The organism is Phenylobacterium sp. J367 (genome assembly GCF_024699985.1).
Classification (GTDB): domain Bacteria; phylum Pseudomonadota; class Alphaproteobacteria; order Caulobacterales; family Caulobacteraceae; genus Phenylobacterium.
In genome coordinates this window covers 1,663,416-1,678,741 of record NZ_JAJONA010000001.1, presented here as the reverse complement: position 1 = coordinate 1,678,741, position 15,326 = coordinate 1,663,416, and the positions used below count along the sequence as shown (strand labels likewise).

Annotated in this window: 18 protein-coding genes and 1 pseudogene; 6 read left to right on the top strand and 13 right to left on the bottom strand. The window is 70.2% G+C overall.

Annotation, left to right across the window (positions count from 1 at the left end; all coding sequences use genetic code 11):
* Nucleotides 1-15: 15 nt before the first annotated feature.
* A complete protein-coding gene (locus LRS04_RS09085; protein ID WP_257816083.1) occupies nucleotides 16-567 on the top strand; it encodes a YcbK family protein in 552 nt (183 codons plus the stop codon).
* 464 nt (nucleotides 568-1,031) lie between these two features.
* Here LRS04_RS09085 and LRS04_RS09080 read toward each other — a convergent pair whose 3' ends face one another.
* The 4 genes from LRS04_RS09080 to LRS04_RS09065 all read right to left on the bottom strand — a co-directional run bounded on the left by LRS04_RS09080 (nucleotide 1,032) and on the right by LRS04_RS09065 (nucleotide 4,917).
* Nucleotides 1,032-2,039 carry a murein L,D-transpeptidase gene (locus LRS04_RS09080; protein ID WP_257816082.1) on the bottom strand — a complete coding sequence of 336 codons (1,008 nt, stop codon included), beginning with the start codon at nucleotides 2,037-2,039 and terminating at the stop codon, nucleotides 1,032-1,034.
* Nucleotides 2,040-2,082: 43 nt separating this feature from the next.
* Nucleotides 2,083-2,493 (bottom strand): twin-arginine translocation signal domain-containing protein, encoded by a 411-nt coding sequence (locus LRS04_RS09075; RefSeq protein ID WP_257816081.1) that lies wholly within the window; start codon nucleotides 2,491-2,493, stop codon nucleotides 2,083-2,085.
* A 115-nt stretch (nucleotides 2,494-2,608) separates the two neighbouring features.
* Nucleotides 2,609-4,423 carry a M3 family oligoendopeptidase gene (locus LRS04_RS09070; RefSeq protein WP_257816080.1) on the bottom strand — a complete coding sequence of 605 codons (1,815 nt, stop codon included), beginning with the start codon at nucleotides 4,421-4,423 and terminating at the stop codon, nucleotides 2,609-2,611.
* Between the two features lie 50 nt (nucleotides 4,424-4,473).
* On the bottom strand, nucleotides 4,474-4,917 hold the full coding sequence (locus tag LRS04_RS09065; protein WP_257816079.1) for an Lrp/AsnC family transcriptional regulator: 444 nt from the start codon (nucleotides 4,915-4,917) through the stop codon (nucleotides 4,474-4,476).
* Nucleotides 4,918-5,035: 118 nt separating this feature from the next.
* Between LRS04_RS09065 and LRS04_RS09060 the strand changes: the two genes are divergently transcribed.
* Both LRS04_RS09060 and rocD read left to right on the top strand, forming a co-directional pair.
* On the top strand, nucleotides 5,036-5,908 hold the full coding sequence (locus LRS04_RS09060; protein WP_257816078.1) for a dimethylarginine dimethylaminohydrolase family protein: 873 nt from the start codon (nucleotides 5,036-5,038) through the stop codon (nucleotides 5,906-5,908).
* An 11-nt stretch (nucleotides 5,909-5,919) separates the two neighbouring features.
* A complete protein-coding gene (gene rocD, locus LRS04_RS09055; RefSeq protein ID WP_257816077.1) occupies nucleotides 5,920-7,140 on the top strand; it encodes an ornithine--oxo-acid transaminase in 1,221 nt (406 codons plus the stop codon).
* Here rocD and LRS04_RS09050 read toward each other — a convergent pair.
* From LRS04_RS09050 to LRS04_RS09030, 5 genes and pseudogenes are all read right to left on the bottom strand, one after another.
* Entirely contained in the window at nucleotides 7,137-7,487 is a 351-nt protein-coding gene (locus LRS04_RS09050) for a cytochrome c (protein WP_257816076.1), read from the bottom strand. The genes rocD and LRS04_RS09050 overlap by 4 nt on opposite strands.
* 162 nt (nucleotides 7,488-7,649) lie before the next feature.
* On the bottom strand, nucleotides 7,650-8,537 hold the full coding sequence (locus LRS04_RS09045) for a PQQ-binding-like beta-propeller repeat protein (RefSeq protein ID WP_257816075.1): 888 nt from the start codon (nucleotides 8,535-8,537) through the stop codon (nucleotides 7,650-7,652).
* 106 nt (nucleotides 8,538-8,643) lie between these two features.
* A pseudogene (locus tag LRS04_RS09040) lies at nucleotides 8,644-9,279 on the bottom strand (PQQ-binding-like beta-propeller repeat protein); the annotation flags it as partial.
* Nucleotides 9,280-9,361: 82 nt separating this feature from the next.
* Nucleotides 9,362-10,018 carry a hypothetical protein gene (locus LRS04_RS09035; RefSeq protein WP_257816074.1) on the bottom strand — a complete coding sequence of 219 codons (657 nt, stop codon included), beginning with the start codon at nucleotides 10,016-10,018 and terminating at the stop codon, nucleotides 9,362-9,364.
* 144 nt (nucleotides 10,019-10,162) lie between these two features.
* Nucleotides 10,163-10,780, bottom strand: a complete 618-nt coding sequence (locus tag LRS04_RS09030; RefSeq protein ID WP_257816073.1) for a hypothetical protein — start codon at nucleotides 10,778-10,780, stop codon at nucleotides 10,163-10,165.
* Between the two features lie 191 nt (nucleotides 10,781-10,971).
* Here LRS04_RS09030 and LRS04_RS09025 point away from each other — a divergent pair, with 191 nt between their 5' ends.
* Both LRS04_RS09025 and LRS04_RS09020 read left to right on the top strand, forming a co-directional pair.
* A complete protein-coding gene (locus LRS04_RS09025) occupies nucleotides 10,972-11,586 on the top strand; it encodes a hypothetical protein (RefSeq protein WP_257816072.1) in 615 nt (204 codons plus the stop codon).
* 127 nt (nucleotides 11,587-11,713) lie between these two features.
* Nucleotides 11,714-13,192, top strand: coding sequence for a sigma-54 dependent transcriptional regulator (locus LRS04_RS09020; protein WP_257816071.1), 1,479 nt, complete (start codon nucleotides 11,714-11,716; stop codon nucleotides 13,190-13,192).
* A 15-nt stretch (nucleotides 13,193-13,207) separates the two neighbouring features.
* Here the strand turns inward: LRS04_RS09020 and LRS04_RS09015 are convergent, their stop codons facing one another.
* Together LRS04_RS09015 and LRS04_RS09010 are read right to left on the bottom strand one after the other, a co-directional pair.
* Nucleotides 13,208-13,534, bottom strand: coding sequence for a hypothetical protein (locus LRS04_RS09015; protein ID WP_257816070.1), 327 nt, complete (start codon nucleotides 13,532-13,534; stop codon nucleotides 13,208-13,210).
* Nucleotides 13,531-13,800 carry a DUF2312 domain-containing protein gene (locus LRS04_RS09010; protein WP_257816069.1) on the bottom strand — a complete coding sequence of 90 codons (270 nt, stop codon included), beginning with the start codon at nucleotides 13,798-13,800 and terminating at the stop codon, nucleotides 13,531-13,533. The genes LRS04_RS09015 and LRS04_RS09010 overlap by 4 nt, the downstream gene beginning before the upstream one ends.
* Before the next feature lie 129 nt (nucleotides 13,801-13,929).
* Between LRS04_RS09010 and folE the strand changes: the two genes are divergently transcribed.
* The gene (folE, locus tag LRS04_RS09005) at nucleotides 13,930-14,520 is read left to right on the top strand and encodes a GTP cyclohydrolase I FolE (protein ID WP_257816068.1); all 591 of its coding nucleotides are present in this window, start codon (nucleotides 13,930-13,932) and stop codon (nucleotides 14,518-14,520) included.
* Nucleotides 14,521-14,526: 6 nt separating this feature from the next.
* Here the strand turns inward: folE and LRS04_RS09000 are convergent, their stop codons facing one another.
* Both LRS04_RS09000 and ykgO read right to left on the bottom strand, forming a co-directional pair.
* Nucleotides 14,527-15,144 (bottom strand): HAD family phosphatase, encoded by a 618-nt coding sequence (locus LRS04_RS09000; protein ID WP_257816067.1) that lies wholly within the window; start codon nucleotides 15,142-15,144, stop codon nucleotides 14,527-14,529.
* Nucleotides 15,145-15,150: 6 nt separating this feature from the next.
* The gene (gene ykgO / locus LRS04_RS08995) at nucleotides 15,151-15,276 is read right to left on the bottom strand and encodes a type B 50S ribosomal protein L36 (protein ID WP_111513452.1); all 126 of its coding nucleotides are present in this window, start codon (nucleotides 15,274-15,276) and stop codon (nucleotides 15,151-15,153) included.
* Nucleotides 15,277-15,326 lie beyond the last annotated feature (50 nt).

The following is a 15,326-nucleotide window of genomic DNA, read 5'->3' as shown; positions in this document are numbered from 1 at the left end:
AGTCGGGGTTCTTGAATGCAGACGTTGATCGGGCGCCGTGCGGCGCTTCGCCTGGGCGCTGGCGCCCTGCTCTCGGGCCTGGCCATGCCGGCCTTCGCGAGCAACCTCGACGCCGGCCCCCGACGGGCGATCCTGCACAACCTGCACACCGGCGACCGCTTCAACGAGGTCTATTTCGCCAACGGCCGCTATGTGCCCGACGCGCTCGCCGAGGCCATGCGCGTACTGCGCGACTGGCGTACCGGCGAACAGAAGATGATGGAGCCGGCGCTGTTCGATGCGCTGCACGCCATCAACACCCGGCTGGAGACCAACCAGCCGTTCCAGATCATCTCCGGCTACCGCTCGCCGAAGACCAACGCCGCCCTCCATGCCAAGAGCAAGGGCGTGGCCTCCAACAGCCAACACACTCTGGGCAAGGCCGTGGACGTCCGCATCCAGGGCGTCGACCTGCGCAACCTGCAGAAGGCCGCCCTGAACGTCGGCGCCGGCGGCGTCGGCTTCTACCCCAAGTCCAACTTCGTCCACGTCGACACCGGCCGCGTCCGGCAGTGGAGCGGGGTGTGACGACGTCATCCTAGGCCTTGTGCCTAGGATCCCTACCTGAGGGGCAGGGCGCGGGCCGCGATGGCCCGAGTGTCCGGCTATTCCCCCGAATCCAGCGCACCTGATCGAGGGATCCCAGGCACAAGGCCTGGGATGACGCCGGCATTTCAGGGCGTCGGCTCCCGGGCCGGCTCCGGCGGCGGGGCCTCGGGGGGCCTGTTCCTCTTCCGAAGGCTCGCGGGTGGTCATCCCCACGGCGGCGGCGTCCTCGGCGACCTGGTCGTCGATCGGCGGGGGCGGCGGGGCGGCAGGTTCCGGCGCCACGGCGGCCGCGGGCTGGGCGGCTTCCTCGGCGGCGGGGGCCTTGGCCTCGGCGGGCGGCGGCGGAGCGACCGGCTCCGAGGTGAACCGCACGCCCCGACTGATCGCCAGCGCCGCCAGCAGCACCACGCAGGCCAGGGCGACCCACAGCACGATCCTCATCATCAGGCGACGTCCGTCTTGGGCTTAGGCTTCGCCAGCACGCCCATCCGCTGCAGGAGCTCCCGGTCCCAATCGTAGGGGTCGGTCCGGAAGTGCATCTGCCCGTCGGCGCCGGCGAAGGCCGTCCAGTAGAGGATGAAGACCGGGACCTGCTGGGGCAAGCGGGCGCGCACGGTCTTGCCGGCGTCCAGCGTCGCGGCGATCTGCTCCGGCGTCCACTTGGGGTCGCCGGCCAGCAGGGCCTCGGCCAGTTCCCTCGGCTTCTCGACGCGGACGCAGCCGTGGCTGGCCTGGCGTGAGAACCGCTCGAAGGTCGCCTTGGTGGGCGTGTCGTGCAGATAGACGGCGAACGGATTGTCGAAGTCGAACTTGTAGCGGCCGAGCGCACTCTGCTCCGAGCTCTGCTGGAGGCGCTTGGAGCCGTCGTCGTTGGTGATCACCCGGAAGCCGTTCCGCGCCAGGTAGCCGGGGCTTGCCCTCTCCTTCGGCCACAGCTCCTCGTTGGCGATCCGGGTCGGCACGTTCCACGGCGGGTTGATGACCACGCTATGCATGGCCGAGGAAAGCATCGGCGTCTCGTCGCCGGGCTTGCCCGAGACCGCCTTCATGGAGAGCACCGGGCGGTCGTCCTTGAAGAGGGTGACGATGGCCGCGCCGGAGTTCACCTGCACGCGGGTCGGCGGCATTTCCCGCGGCATCCAGCGCCAGCGCTCCAGGTTGGCGATGGTCTGCAGCACCCGCTGGCCGACCGGCTGGTTGAGCATGCGAAGCGTCGCGGGGCCGACGACGCCGTCGGGCTCGAAGCCAAACCTGCGTTGGGCGCGCTGCACCGCCTGGTGGAGGGCCATGTCGAAGGCGGGATCCCCGGCCGCCGGAGCCTCGGGATCCTCGACCGCGAGGCGGGCGCGCAGCGCGGCGACGCGGGGATCGCTCACGCCCAGCTTCAGCGGCGGGCCTTCGGGGATCGGCGTCCAGCCGCCGTCGGCCGCGATCTGGCGGTACCTGGCCAAGCCGCGCTTCAGGGCCGCATAGCCCGAATAGGGCGGCGGCAGGCTATCCAGCCAGGGCTTCAGCCGGTTGTCGGCGATGGCCTGGACGAACTCGGCCCGCGGGTCGTAGGGGCGCCGGCCGCAGCGTCCAGTTGTTCGGGAAATCGCCGAGCTGGAGCCGGCCGACGCGCACGTCGTGGGCGTAGGCCAGCAGACCCTGCGAGATCAGGCCCTGCTGCTCCGGCGTGAGCTCCCCGGCCGCCTCGAAGCCCTCGGGCAGATAGTCGGTGGGCTTCAGCCCGTGCAGCTCGGCGTCGCGCAGCGCGGCCAGCGCCTGCTCGGCCTGGGCGGCCGACAGCGGCGGGATCGCGGGCGGCGCGGCCTGCTGCTGGGCCCACGCCTGGCCGGCGGCGAGCACGCCAAGGACAGCCGCGCCCGTCCGCAGGAAGCCGCGCCGCTCGATACTCAGAACCATGCTCGTGGACACCTTAAGCTTCGCCCTCGCGGCATCGAACGCGCGAAGCCCTCGTTTCGTGGCATTCCGGGGACTTAGCCTTGATCAAGCTCATGTGGAGAAGTCGTGCAGGTCCTCATTGCGCGCGGGTCTGTTGCGGAGACACCAGAGCCTCGAACTCGTCCACAAGGCGTTCGATCTGCTTCATGCCCGCCGCCCAGAAGGCCTTTTCCCGCGGGTTGAGGCCGAAGGGCGCCAGGGCCTCCACATAGGTCTTCGTGCCGCCGGCCGCGAGCAGGGCCTCGTAGAGCGGCGCGAACCCTTCCGGATCCTCGCGCCGCTTCTCCATCAGGGCCCGCACCAGCAGGTCGCCGAAGGCGTAGGCATAGACGTAGAACGGCGCGTGCACGAAGTGGCTGACATAGGCCCAGTAGTGCTCGTAACCCTTGTTGAGCCGGATGGCCGGCCCGAGGCTCTCACCCATCACCTCCAGCCACAGGCCGCCGATCTCGTCCGGCGACAGCTCGCCGGCCAGGCGCGCGGCGTGGAAGCGGGTCTCGAAGCGGTGGAAGGCGATCTGGCGCACCACCGTGTTCAGCGCATCCTCGATCTTGCCGGCCAGCAGGCCGCGCTTTTCCTCGGGCGTCGCATTGGCCAGCAGCTTCTCGAACACCAGGCCCTCGCCAAAGATCGAGGCGGTCTCGGCGAGCGTCAGCGGGGTGTCGGCCAGCAGCGTGCCGAGCGGCTGGCAGAGCGTCTGGTGGACCGCGTGGCCGAGCTCATGGGCGAGCGTCAGCACGTCGCGGCGTTCGCCCATGTAGTTCATGAAGACGTAGGGGTGCCGCTCGGCGGTCACCGGGTGGGAATAGGCGCCGGACTGCTTGCCGGGCCGCGGCTGGGCGTCGATCCACGGCTGGTTGAAGAACACCTGGGCGGTGTCGGCGAACTTCGGGGCCAGCGCGGAGAAGCTCTCCAGGACCAGCGCCTTGGCCTGGTCCCAGGCATAGGTGCGGGGCTGGGCGGTATCGAGCGGCGCATTGCGGTCCCAGTGGTCCAGCGCCGTGCGGCCCATGACCTTGGCCTTCAGCCGGTAGTAGCGGTGGCTGACGCTGGCGTAGGATTCCACCACGGCGGCCTCCAGGGCCGCGACGGCGTCGGCGTCGACCTCATTGGCAAGGTGGCGGGCGGCGGCCGGGTCCGGGTAGTTCCGCCAGCGGTCCTCCACCTGCTTCTCGAAGGCGAGCGTGTTGAGGCAGAGCGCCAGTGTCGGCGTCCGATCGGCCAGGGCCTTGGCGAGCGCATTGGCCGCCGCCTTGCGCTGCGCGGCGTCGGGGCTGGAGAGCCGGTTCAGCAGCTCCGGCAGGGTCAGGGTGTCGCGGCCGACCTTGGCCGAGAGCCGGGCCAGCGTTTCGTCCGAGAGCCGGCTCCAGTTGGCGACCGCCGGGCCGCGGTCGACCAGCATCCGCTCCAGCTCGGCCGACAGCTCGTGCGGGCGGGACAGCCGCACGCGGCGGATCCAGGGCCGCCAGCGGGCGGCCGGCTTGTGGGCCTTCAGCGCCGCCTCGATTTCCACGTCCTCGAGCTGGTTGATCTCCAGGGTGAAGAACAGGCTCTCGGCGGCGATCTGCGAGGACCGGGTGCGCAGGTCCGCCTCGAACTTCGACCAGGCCGGGTCGTCGCGGGCGGTGGAGGCCGCGAGCGAGGCATAGGCCCCGACGCTCCAGAGGCCGTTGGTCGCCGTCTCGTAGAGCGCGATGCCGTGGTCCAGCCGTTCCCCCAGCGACTTGGGGTCGCTCCGGGCGGCCAGGAACCGGCCCTTCAGCGCCACGAGGTCGTCATTGGCCTGCTTGGCGCGGGCGAGGTCGGCCTCGATCCGCGGATCGGTGCGTCCGGCGTAGAGGTCGTCCAGCCGCCACTGCGGCAGGGTCTCGGTCTTCACGGGGGCGTTCATGGAGTGGATGTAGTCTATCCCTCGCCTTCAGGGGAGGGATGTGCGCTGAGCTAGAACTTCTGCGTGGCCAGCAGGATCGAGGTCTCCGTGCTCGCGATGCCTTCGATCTGGCGGATGCGGTCGAGGGTGCCGCTGAATTCGGCGAGCGTGGCGGTGTCGAGTTCGGCCACCAGATCCCAGCGGCCGTTGGTGGTGTGCACCCGGTCGACGGTCGGCAGGCCCTTGAGCGCCTTCACCACCGCGCCGGAGCGCTCGCCCTCGATGGCGATGCACATGATCGCCCGCACGCGGTTGGCCTCCAGCTCCGGGCGGGTGCGGATGGTGAACCCCTGGACGACGCCGCGGGCCAGCAGCCGGTCGATGCGGTTCTGCACGGTGCCGCGCGACACCTTGAGCCGGGCGGCCAGCGTCGCCGCCGGGAGCCGCGAATCGGCGCGCAGGAGGGCGATCAGGCCGCGATCCAGCTCATCCAGCTCATCCAGCTCATCCAGCATTTCGACAGACATGACTGCCATTCCAACAGAAGTTCTGACGAAATGTAGCAGGTTGCGCGCTTTTCGCTAGCACGACCGGAGATCATCCTGAAGCCAGGACCACCACACGAGGCTCGCGATGGCGCTGTTCCTGATGACCGACCCGGCCCATTACGAGGTCTGCTACCAGATCAATCCGTGGATGCGGCCCACCACCTGGCGCGAGGACCGCGACGCCTGCCTGGCGGGCGCCAAGGCCGCGTCCGGCGCGCTCCGCGCCGCGCTGAAGGCCATCGGCGCCCAGGTGGAGACGGTCGAGGCGGCCCGCGGCCTGCCCGACCTGGTGTTCCCGGCCAACGCCGCCGTGGTGCTCGACGGCCGTGTGCTGCTCGCCCGTTTCCGCCATCCCGAGCGCCAGGGCGAGGAGGCGATCTTCCGCTCGGCGTTCTGCAAGCTGAAGACCCGCGGCGTCATCGACGAGATCGTCGACCTGCCGGAGGACCTGTTCCACGAGGGCGCCGGCGACGCGATCTGGGACCAGGGCCGCCAGCTCTTCTGGGCCGGCTACGGCCCGCGCTCCAGCAAGGGGGCCCTGGCGGTGCTGAAGGACGTCTTCGGCCGCGAGGTGGTCCCGCTGGAGCTCGCCTCCGAGCGCTACTACCACCTCGACACCTGCTTCTGCCCGCTCACGGGCGGCGAGGTGCTCTACTACCCGCCGGCCTTCACGGAAGCGGCCCTGGCCGAAATCCGCGCCCGGGTTCCGGAAGAGCTGCGCATCGAGGCGACGGACGCCGACGCCGAGGCCTTCTGCGTCAATGCCGTGAACGTCGGCCGAACGATCGTCATGGCCAAGGCCCCGCCGGCGCTGCGCGCCCGGCTCGAGGCCCGCGGCTACGACGTCCGCGAGGTCGACCTCGCCCCCTTCATCCTCTCCGGCGGCGCCGCCTACTGCATGACCCTGCGCCTCGACCGGACGAGCCAGCCCGCCGCCGCCTCCATCGCCGCCGAATAGAGGGACATCCGATGAACGACATCGCCCTGCAACGCTCGCTGGCCAGCCAGCTGATCGCCACCGAGGCGCTCTACGGAGCCAAGAACTACAAGCCGCTCGACGTGGTGCTCACCCGCGGCGAGGGGGTCTACGTCTGGGACGTGGACGGCAACCGCTACCTGGACTGCCTATCGGCCTATTCCGCCGTGAACCAGGGCCACTGTCACCCGAAAATCCTGGAGGCCATGGTCGCCCAGGCGAGCCGGCTGACGCTGACCTCGCGCGCCTTCCGCAACGACCAGCTCGCGCCCTTCTACGAGGAGCTCTGCGCGCTCACCAACTCCCACAAGGCCCTGCCGATGAACTCCGGGGCCGAGGCCGTGGAGAGCGCCATCAAGGTGGCCCGCAAGTGGGGCTACGAGGTGAAGGGCGTGCCGGAGGGCCGGGCCGAGATCATCGTCGCCTCGGAGAACTTCCACGGCCGCACGGTGGCCATCGTGGGCTTCTCCACCGACCCCGGCTCGCGCGGCGGCTTCGGCCCCTTCGCGCCGGGCTTCAAGGTCGTCCCGTTCGGCGACGCCGACGCCCTGGAGGCGGCGATCACGCCGGAGACGGTGGCCTTCCTGGTCGAGCCGATCCAGGGCGAGGCGGGCGTAATCATCCCGCCGGCCGGCTATCTGAAGCGGGCCCGCGAGCTCTGCACCCGGCACAACGTCATCCTGATCCTCGACGAGATCCAGACGGGGCTTGGCCGCACCGGCAAGCTGCTGGCCGAGGAGCACGAGGGCGTCGAGGCCGACCTCACCCTGATCGGCAAGGCGCTGTCGGGCGGCTTCTACCCGGTCTCCGCCGTGCTCTCGAACACCGAGGTCATGGACGTGCTGCACCCCGGCGAGCACGGCTCCACCTTCGGCGGCAACCCCCTGGCCTGCGCCGTGGCCCGCGCGGCGCTGCGGGTGCTGACCGAGGAAGGCATGGTCGAGAACGCGGCGCGGATCGGCGAGCGCCTGCGCCGCGACCTGGCCTCGATCACCGCCTCGAAGGTGAAGGAGGTCCGCGGCCGCGGCCTGATGCTGGCCGTGGAGCTCCACGCCGACGCCGGCGGCGCGCGCCGGGTCTGCGAGGCCCTGCAGGCGCGGGGGCTCCTGGCCAAGGAGACCCATGACCACACCATCCGCATCGCCCCGCCGCTGATCCTGACGGAGACCCAGTCCGACTGGATCGCCGACCAGTTCGCCGCGGTGCTGGACTAGCCCTTCGGCGGCGGCGCCGGGGCCTTGGCGCCCTGGGCCGCCTGCGGGGCGGCCGCGGCGGCGGTCTTGGCCTCCGAGATCACATAGGCGCGCACGTCCTCGGCGTCCTGCGGCGACAGGAACCTCTGGAAGCTGGCCATGCCGCGCGGGGCCAGCGCCCCGTCGATCACCACCGACTTCCAGTTCTCCGCCGTCGCGAGCATCGGCGAGGCGCGCAGGTCCGGCAGCCAGGAGCCGCCGGCGTTCGGGCCGTGGCAGACCTGGCACTGCTGGTGGTAGAGCGCGAAGCCCTTCTGCACATTGCCCGTGGAGCTGACGTCCGTCAGGTCGAGCGTCGGCTGCTCCAACTTCGGGAAGGCCGGAGCGGTGGCGGTCCCCCCGAGCTTGAAGACCAGCAGCCGGCCCGGGAGCCTGGGCCGCTGGGGCAGGAAGCCCGGCGCGGAGATCTGGCCGCCGCCGCCGGCGCTCGACCATCACCGCCACGTACTGCTCGCCGTCCAGTTCGTAGGTCATCGGCGCGGCGATGATCCCGTTGCCCGCGTCGAAGCTCCACAGCTTCGCCCCCTGGCGGCGTCATAGGCGATGAACTGCCCCTCCGCGCCGCCCTGGAAGACCAGCCCGCCCGCCGTCGCCAGCACGCCCGCGTTCCAGAAGTAGGGGTGCTCGACGCTCCAGACCTGCTTCTGCTGCACCGGGTCCCAGGCGACCAGCGCGCCGCGGACCATGGACATCACCGCCTTCTGGGTGGCCGCGTCGGTGGGGAGCGCATTGGTCAGGAAGTCCACGCCGACGTTCCAGGCGCCGGGCTTGTAGGTGAAGCCCTTGTCGTCGGTGTAGGCGAAGGGCGTGACGTTGGTCGGGATGTAGACGAGGCCGGTCTTCGGCGAGAACGCCATCGGCTGCCAGTTGTGGGCGCCGAGCGGGCCCGGGATGGCCAGCGCCGGGCCGGAGCCATAGCGCGCGTTCGGTGTCTCGATCGGCCGGCCGGTCGCGAGGTCGACGCCGCTCGCCCAGGTGACGTTGGTGTAGTTCTTGGCCGAGAGCAGTTGGCCGGTCGCCCGGTCGATGACGTAGAAGAAGCCGTTCTTCGGCGCCTGCATCAGCACCTTGCGCGGCTGCCCGCCGACGGCGAGGTCGGCCAGCATGATGTGCTGGGTCGCCGTGTAGTCCCAGCTCTCGGCGGGCGTCGTCTGGTAGTGCCAGACGTAGTCGCCGGTCTCCGGCTTCAGGGCCAGGATCGAGGACAGGAAGAGGTTGTCGCCCTTGCCGCCCGAGCGCCGCTGGTGGTTCCAGGGCGTGCCGTTGCCGATGCCGAAATAGACGATGTCGAGCTCGGGGTCGTAGGCGATGGAATCCCACGCCGTGCCGCCGCCGCCGGTCTGCTTCCACTCCCCCATCGCTCCAGGTGGCCGCCGCCTTCTCGGCCATCACCTTGTCGGAGGCCGCGCCGTCCGCCGCGCCCGTCGGATTGGGCGTGGTGTAGAAGCGCCAGGCCTGCTGGCCAGTGGCGGCGTCGTAGGCGGTGATGTAGCCGCGCACGCCGTATTCGGCGCCGCCGTTGCCGATCAGCACCTTGTCCTTCACGACCCTGGGCGCGCCGGTGATCGTATAGGGCTTGGAGGGGTCGGTGGTCTGGACGCTCCAGGCCGGCTGCCCGGTCTTGGCGTCGAGCGCGATCAGCCGGCCGTCGATGGTGCCGAGGTAAACCTTGCCCTTCCAGACCGCGACGCCGCGGTTGACCACGTCGCAGCAGGCGTTGAAGCCCTTGGCGCCTTCCACCTTCGGATCGAAGGCCCAGAGCTGCTGGCCGGTCTTGGCGTCGAAGGCGTAGGCCTTCGACCAGGCGGTCGTGGTGTAGAGCACGCCATCGACGACGAGCGGCGTCGCCTCCTGGCCGCGGTCGGTGTCGAACTGGGCGTGCCAGGCGAGGCCGAGCTGGCCGACATTGGTCGTATTGACCTTGTCGAGCGGGCTGAACCGCTGTTCCGAATAGCCCTTGCCGTAGGACAGCCACTCGCCATTGGCGTCGGCGGCGGCGATCCGCGCGCCATCGACCTGGCCCGGCCCCTTCTCAGCGGGCTGGCAGCCCGCAACGACGACGGCCAGCGCCGCCACGGCGCCCAGCGTGAAGATCCTCATGTCGCCTCCCCTGGCCGCCTTTGCGTGGCCTTGGGCACGACGTTAGGCCCGCAGCGCTAAGCCGGGCAAGCCGGCCGCCACGTCAACTGCCGGAGGTCGCCCGGCGGCGGCGGTCGAAGGGCCAGGCGACGGCGGCGAGCAGCAGGTAGACGGCCAGGGCCGTGGCGCCGAACTGGACGGCGCCCGCGGGCTCGCTGAACATGCCCACCACCTGGATCACCACCAGCAGCGCCACGAAGGCCGCCGCCGGCCAGACGGGATCGCCCGCCCGCACCCGCTGGCCTGCCCAGGCCATGCCGGCGAGCGCCAGGAGGCCGATCTCCAGCGCCTGTTCCGGCACGGGCCAGTTCCAGAGGCCGAGGCCCAGCTTCGGCTCGCCGCCGAAGCCCAACGACAGGTCCGGGCGATGCACCAGCAGATCGGCCAGCCAGTGGGAGAAGACCACGAGGCCGATGACCACGGCGGCGCGCCTGGGCAGCTTCAGCAGCGCCATGGCCGCGAACGCCGCCGCCGCCGACCAGGCGAGCGCCGCGGGCAGGCTGTGGGTCCAGGGCATGTGTTCGAGGACGAGCGGCGAGCCCGGCAGGCTCGCGTCAAAGGTCAGGCGCTCCACCCCGGCCATCACCAGCACGGACCAGCCGATGTCGAGGAGCTGGGCCCCAGCCACGAGCGTCCAGAGCGGTGCGCGCGGCTCGGCGGCCTTGGCGGCGAGCGCGGCGGCGTAGTGGCCCACGAACATCGGCAGTCCCCCCGGTTGCTGCGCCTAAGCGGTACCGTGGAGAACGTGGTTCGACCAGCCTGCGGGCTGCAGGCCCGGTGTTCGGTTCTGAATGGGAAGGGCGGGAGCCCCGGTCGCGCCAGGGCTCCCTGAAGTCCTCAAGCCTTAGCGGCGGTAGTTGTTGTAGCCGTAGCGCTGGCCGTCGTTGGCCTCCCAGCGGATGCGCATGGCGAGCTGGTCGAACCGGCGGTCGAGCTCCGCCATCTCCTGCGGGCTGTAGCCGCCGCGGCGCATGCGCATGTCCATGCGGACCACGTCGTTGAACTCGGCGCGCAGGCGGGCCGCCTCCTGGCGGGTCAGCTTGCCGTTGCGCAGGCCCTGGTCGATGCGGCGGTCGAGCTGGACCTTGCGGCGCTCGATCGGCACCCAGCGGCCGTTGTTGTCGTTCCAGCCGCGGCCGCCGAACCAGCCGACTTCACGGTCGTTGCGGTTGTCGCGGATGCGCATGGCGAGCTGGTCGAACCGGCGGTCGAGGTCCTGGCGTTCCCAGGCCGACAGACCGTTGGAGCGATAGCGCGCCTCGATGCGGGCGAGGTCGCCGAACTCGGCGCGCAGCGACATGGCTTCCTGGCGGCTGAGGTCGCCGGTGCGGACGCCGGCGTCGATGCGGGCGTCGAGGTTGGCCTGGCGGTCGTTGATCGACATCCAGGGTTGGGCGGTGGCGGCGCCGGCGGTCAGCATCAGGGCCGCGCCGGCCATCAGGGCCATCCGGGTCTTGTTCATGTCTGTTCTCCTCTTCGTGTCGTCCCCCGAGGCGCCGGCCTAAGCAGGCGCCCCTCGGCGGGTCAGAACTCCGAAGGCGGAGGTTTGGTTCGAATTTCGGGAACCGGCTTCACATTCGACGGGGCCGCCCGTGAACCGGTTCCGGGCTTCGCGTGTTTACGGACGTCCGCAACCGGAGACCCGATAAGGCCATGACCCGCGCAGCCCCCATGATCGCCGCCCTCGCCGCGGCCGGCGTGGCGCTCACCGCCTGGCCCGCCGCCGCCGAGATCAACCCGGGCCAGCAGGAAGGCCTGGGCCTCACGTCCCGCGACGTGCCCGCGATCCTGCAGAAGGCGAAGACCGACCCCTATGCGCCCGCGACCTGCGAGGCCGCCTACCAGGAAGTCGCCGCCCTCGACCAGATTCTTGGCCCCGATGCCGACGAGCCCGAGATGCAGAAGAATGCGGCGGGCAACCTCTTGATCAAGGGCGCCCGCAGCCTGATCCCCTACCGCGAGGTGTTCCGCGTGGTCACCGGTGTCGACCGCAAGGAACGGGCCCTGGCGGACGCGGCCATGGCCGGCTGGGCCCGGCGCGGCTACCTGAAGGGTTATCTGCGGGGCGACGACTGCTCGGGCGAGCCCACGACCATCGCCGCCTCGGTGGACGCCAGCTCTGCTGCGACCGTGGAAATCTCCCCCGAGCCGGTCGCTTCGGCGCCGGTCGCGCAGGTGGACCTGCCGCCGCCGGCCGCGCCCACCGGGGCCTATCAGACGGCCGAGGTCCGGGCCTCGATGGAGACGGCCTTGGAGGCGGAAAATTAACTTAGCGCGTTAACCGTTGATTCGGGTCTCCGAAACCCGCCCTTTACCGCCTGCCTGTATCAATTCGGATCAGATCTCGAGCCTCGTCCAGAAGAGACGAGCATCCGATACAGGTGGGTTACTCCCGATGTCCAAGACTGTTCTCGTCGTCGACGACGACCCGACACAACGCCGTCTGATCCAGGCCGTCCTGGAGCGCGAGGGCTTCGCGGTCGTCCACGCCGAGAACGGCGATGACGCGCTCACCAAGCTTGCCGCCGGCACCAAGGCCGACGTGGTCCTGCTCGACCTCGTCATGCCGGGGATCTCGGGCCAGGACACGCTCCAGGAAATGCGCGCGCGCAGCTTCAACCAGCCGGTCATCGTGGTCACCGCCACCGGCGGCATCGACACCGTGGTCTCGGCCATGCAGGCCGGCGCCGTGGACTTCTTCGTCAAGCCGGCCGCGCCGGAGCGGATCATCGTCTCGATCCGCAACGCGCTCTCCATGGGCGCCCTCAAGGGCGAGGTGGACCGGCTGAAGAAGCACGCCAACGGCCGCACCACCTTCGACGACCTCATCGGCGGATCGCCGGCCATGACCATGGTCAAGCGCCTGGGCGAGCGCGCCGCCAAGTCCGGCATCCCGGTCCTGATCACCGGCGAAAGCGGCGTCGGCAAGGAAGTCATCGCCCGCGCCGTTCACGGCTCCTCCGACCGCGCCGGCAAGCCGTTCGTCGCCGTCAACTGCGGCGCCATCCCCGAGAACCTCGTGGAGTCGATCCTGTTCGGCCACGAGAAGGGCAGCTTCACGGGCGCCAGCGACAAGCACCTGGGCAAGTTCCAGGAAGCGAACGGCGGCACCCTGTTCCTCGACGAGGTCGGCGAGCTGCCGCTCGACGTCCAGGTCAAGCTGCTGCGCGCCCTGCAGGAGAGCGAGATCGACCCGATCGGCTCCAAGCGCTCCATCAAGGTGGACGTGCGGATCGTCTCGGCGACCAACCGCGACCTGAGCCAGGCGGTGGCCGAGGGCCGCTTCCGCGAGGACCTGTTCTACCGCCTCAACGTCTTCCCGATCGAGGCGCCGGCGCTGCGCGAGCGCAAGGAGGACGTCCCCGCCCTGGTGGACGCCTTCATCCGCCGCTTCAACGTGGAAGAGGGCAAGTCCGTGGTGGGCGCCGCGCCCGAGACCATGGCCTTCCTCGCCGCCCACGACTGGCCGGGCAACGTCCGCCAGCTCGAGAACGCGGTCTATCGCGCCATCGTGCTCGCCGACGCCCCCTACCTCGCCCCGCACGACTTCCCGGCCATCTCGGGCGTCGCCGCCCCGCCGCCGGAAGCCGTCGTGCGCCCGGTGGCGACCGCCGTCCCCCAGGCCCTGCCGACCGCCGCCGAGCTCGTCGCCGAGATGCCGAAGGACGCCCCGGTGCGGATCCTCGACGAGCGCGGCCACCTGCGCACGCTGGAGGACATCGAGCGCGACCTGATCCAGCTCGCCATCGGCATCTATGCCGGCCACATGAGCGAGGTGGCCCGCCGCCTCGGCATCGGCCGCTCCACGCTCTACCGCAAGGTCAAGGAGCAGGGGCTCGAGGACGTGGTCGAGCAGATCGCGGCGCAGGGGTAGGGAGACGGAGAGGCTCTAGTCGTCCGCCTTCTTCCGCCGGAAGCCCTTACCGCGGGCCATGGGCTTCTTCTCGCCCTTGGCCTTGGCGGCGATCTCCTTGAGCTTGACGGTCTGCATGACCGACAGCGCCTGCCCGCGGGCGCCCTTCTCGGGATCGCCGAACGCGCGGCCGTAGGTCTTCACGCGGTCGGCGACGCTGCCGAGGAATTCGCCCTCCCAGTCGGAGAGCTCGATACCCGCCTTGTCGGCGGTGCGCCGGGCGCGCTTCAGGGCGTTGAGGGCGGCGCGCTTGGCGGCCGCCCGCTGGGCCTCGAAGGGCGAAAGGGGCGCCTTCTTCCTCAAATCTCTCCGATCGCCGAGAGGTAGAGGTCGAGGATCGCATCTTCCTCCTGCCGCTTGGCGCGGTCCTGCTTCCGGAGCCGGATGACCTTGGCGATGATCTTGACGTCGAAGCCGTTGCCCTTGGCCTCGGCCTTCACTTCCTTGATCTGCTCGGCGATCTCGCCCTTCTCCACCTCGAGGCGCTCGATGCGCTCGATGATGCTCTTGAGCTGCCCCTGGGCGGTGGCGTTGAGAACGTCGGAGTGGGCGGAAGCGTCGTCGGCCATGGTCTAGGTCTACCGAAGTCGGGGGTTGCCGGAAAGCGGCGGAACCTACTCGCCCGCCTTTCGCCTGTCACCCGAACCTTGAACCTTGACTTCGGGGCCCGCGTTGAGGCGGATCGCCGCGGAGGGACCATGTCCGACGACACGCGAATGAAGCCGACCCAGGCCGACGCCGAGGCCGCCGTGCGCACGCTCATCGAGTGGGCCGGCGACGACCCCGCCCGCGAGGGCCTGCTGGAGACGCCGAAGCGGGTGGCCAAGGCCTACCGCGAGCTATTCGCCGGCTACGAGGCCGATCCGCGCGAGTATCTGGAGCGCACCTTCGAGGAGGTCGGCGGCTACGACGAACTGGTCATCCTGAAGGACATCCGGGTGGTCAGCTTCTGCGAGCACCACATGCTGCCGTTCCTAGGGAAGGCCCATGTGGGCTACCTGCCGCGCAACCGGGTGGTCGGCATCTCCAAGCTCGCCCGGGTGGTCAACGGCTTCGCCCGGCGCCTGCAGATTCAGGAGAAGCTGACCGCCGAGATCGCCGAGGCGATCCAGGACATCCTCGACCCCAAGGGCGTCGGCGTGGTGCTCGTCTCCGAGCACAGCTGCATGACCATGCGGGGCGTGAACACGCCGGGCTCGCGCCTGACCACCAGCCATCTGCTGGGCGAGGTCCGCGACGACCCGCGCACCCGCCAGGAATTCTTCGAGCTGGTCCGCAACTCGGACTGAGGGCCGCTAGAGCAGGCCCCGCGCCTCCAGCGCCGGGCGCAGCGCCGCGGGATCGGTGAAATGGTGGGCGTCGAGGCCCACCGCCTTCGCCGCCTCGACGTTGGCCGGGCTGTCGTCGACGAACAGCAGATCGGCGGGCTCGTGGCCGAAGCGCTGGCAGGCGAAGCGGTAGATGGCGGGATCCGGCTTCATCATGCCGTCGCGCCCGGAAATCACCGCGTCCTTCAGCCGGCCGAACGCCGGACTCATGGCGTAGGTCCCGTCGAGCGTGTGGTGACTGATGTTGGAGAGGCCGTACTGGGGCACGCCGCGGGCGTGGAGGGCCTCGATGGCCGCCTCGGTCTCCGGGATGGCCCCGGAGAACATCTCCCACCAGCGGTCGCCCCAGGCGCGGATCGCCGCCTCGTGCTCGGGAAAGCGGGCGATCAGCGGCGCCCGGTTCTCCTCGAAGGAGACGCCGCGGTCATGGGCCGTGTGCCAGTCCAGGGTGCAGACGTGCGCCAGGAACCGGTCGCATTCGGCCGGATCGGAAAAAATCTTCCGGTAGAGCGTGCGGGGGTTCCACCGCACGATGACGTTGCCGAAGTCCCAGACGACCGCCTTCGGCGACCCGGGACCGGGCAAGCGCGCTTAGCCCTGCTTGGCTTTGAAGCGCGGGTCGGTCTTGTTGATGATGTAAACCCGGCCCTTGCGGCGCACGAGCTTGCAGTCGCGGTGGCGAGTCTTGAGCGACTTGAGCGAGCTTCTGACCTTCATGACCTGTTCTCGGGCGTGCGCGGACGCGCGGCGTCCTGGTTCAACAAGAG

Bases quoted from the DNA above. Each gene is read 5' to 3' on its own strand.
- LRS04_RS09010 (WP_257816069.1), bottom strand. From the start codon at position 13,800: ATGGCCGACGACGCTTCCGCCCACTCCGACGTTCTCAACGCCACCGCC.
- LRS04_RS09020 (WP_257816071.1), top strand. From the start codon at position 11,714: ATGTCCAAGACTGTTCTCGTCGTCGACGACGACCCGACACAACGCCGT.
- rocD (WP_257816077.1), top strand. From the start codon at position 5,920: ATGAACGACATCGCCCTGCAACGCTCGCTGGCCAGCCAGCTGATCGCC.
- LRS04_RS09070 (WP_257816080.1), bottom strand. From the start codon at position 4,423: ATGAACGCCCCCGTGAAGACCGAGACCCTGCCGCAGTGGCGGCTGGAC.
- ykgO (WP_111513452.1), bottom strand. From the start codon at position 15,276: ATGAAGGTCAGAAGCTCGCTCAAGTCGCTCAAGACTCGCCACCGCGAC.
- folE (WP_257816068.1), top strand. From the start codon at position 13,930: ATGTCCGACGACACGCGAATGAAGCCGACCCAGGCCGACGCCGAGGCC.
- LRS04_RS09075 (WP_257816081.1), bottom strand. From the start codon at position 2,493: ATGGTTCTGAGTATCGAGCGGCGCGGCTTCCTGCGGACGGGCGCGGCT.
- LRS04_RS09045 (WP_257816075.1), bottom strand. From the start codon at position 8,537: ATGGGGGAGTGGAAGCAGACCGGCGGCGGCGGCACGGCGTGGGATTCC.
- LRS04_RS09060 (WP_257816078.1), top strand. From the start codon at position 5,036: ATGGCGCTGTTCCTGATGACCGACCCGGCCCATTACGAGGTCTGCTAC.
- LRS04_RS09065 (WP_257816079.1), bottom strand. From the start codon at position 4,917: ATGCTGGATGAGCTGGATGAGCTGGATGAGCTGGATCGCGGCCTGATC.
- LRS04_RS09030 (WP_257816073.1), bottom strand. From the start codon at position 10,780: ATGAACAAGACCCGGATGGCCCTGATGGCCGGCGCGGCCCTGATGCTG.
- LRS04_RS09035 (WP_257816074.1), bottom strand. From the start codon at position 10,018: ATGTTCGTGGGCCACTACGCCGCCGCGCTCGCCGCCAAGGCCGCCGAG.
- LRS04_RS09025 (WP_257816072.1), top strand. From the start codon at position 10,972: ATGACCCGCGCAGCCCCCATGATCGCCGCCCTCGCCGCGGCCGGCGTG.
- LRS04_RS09085 (WP_257816083.1), top strand. From the start codon at position 16: ATGCAGACGTTGATCGGGCGCCGTGCGGCGCTTCGCCTGGGCGCTGGC.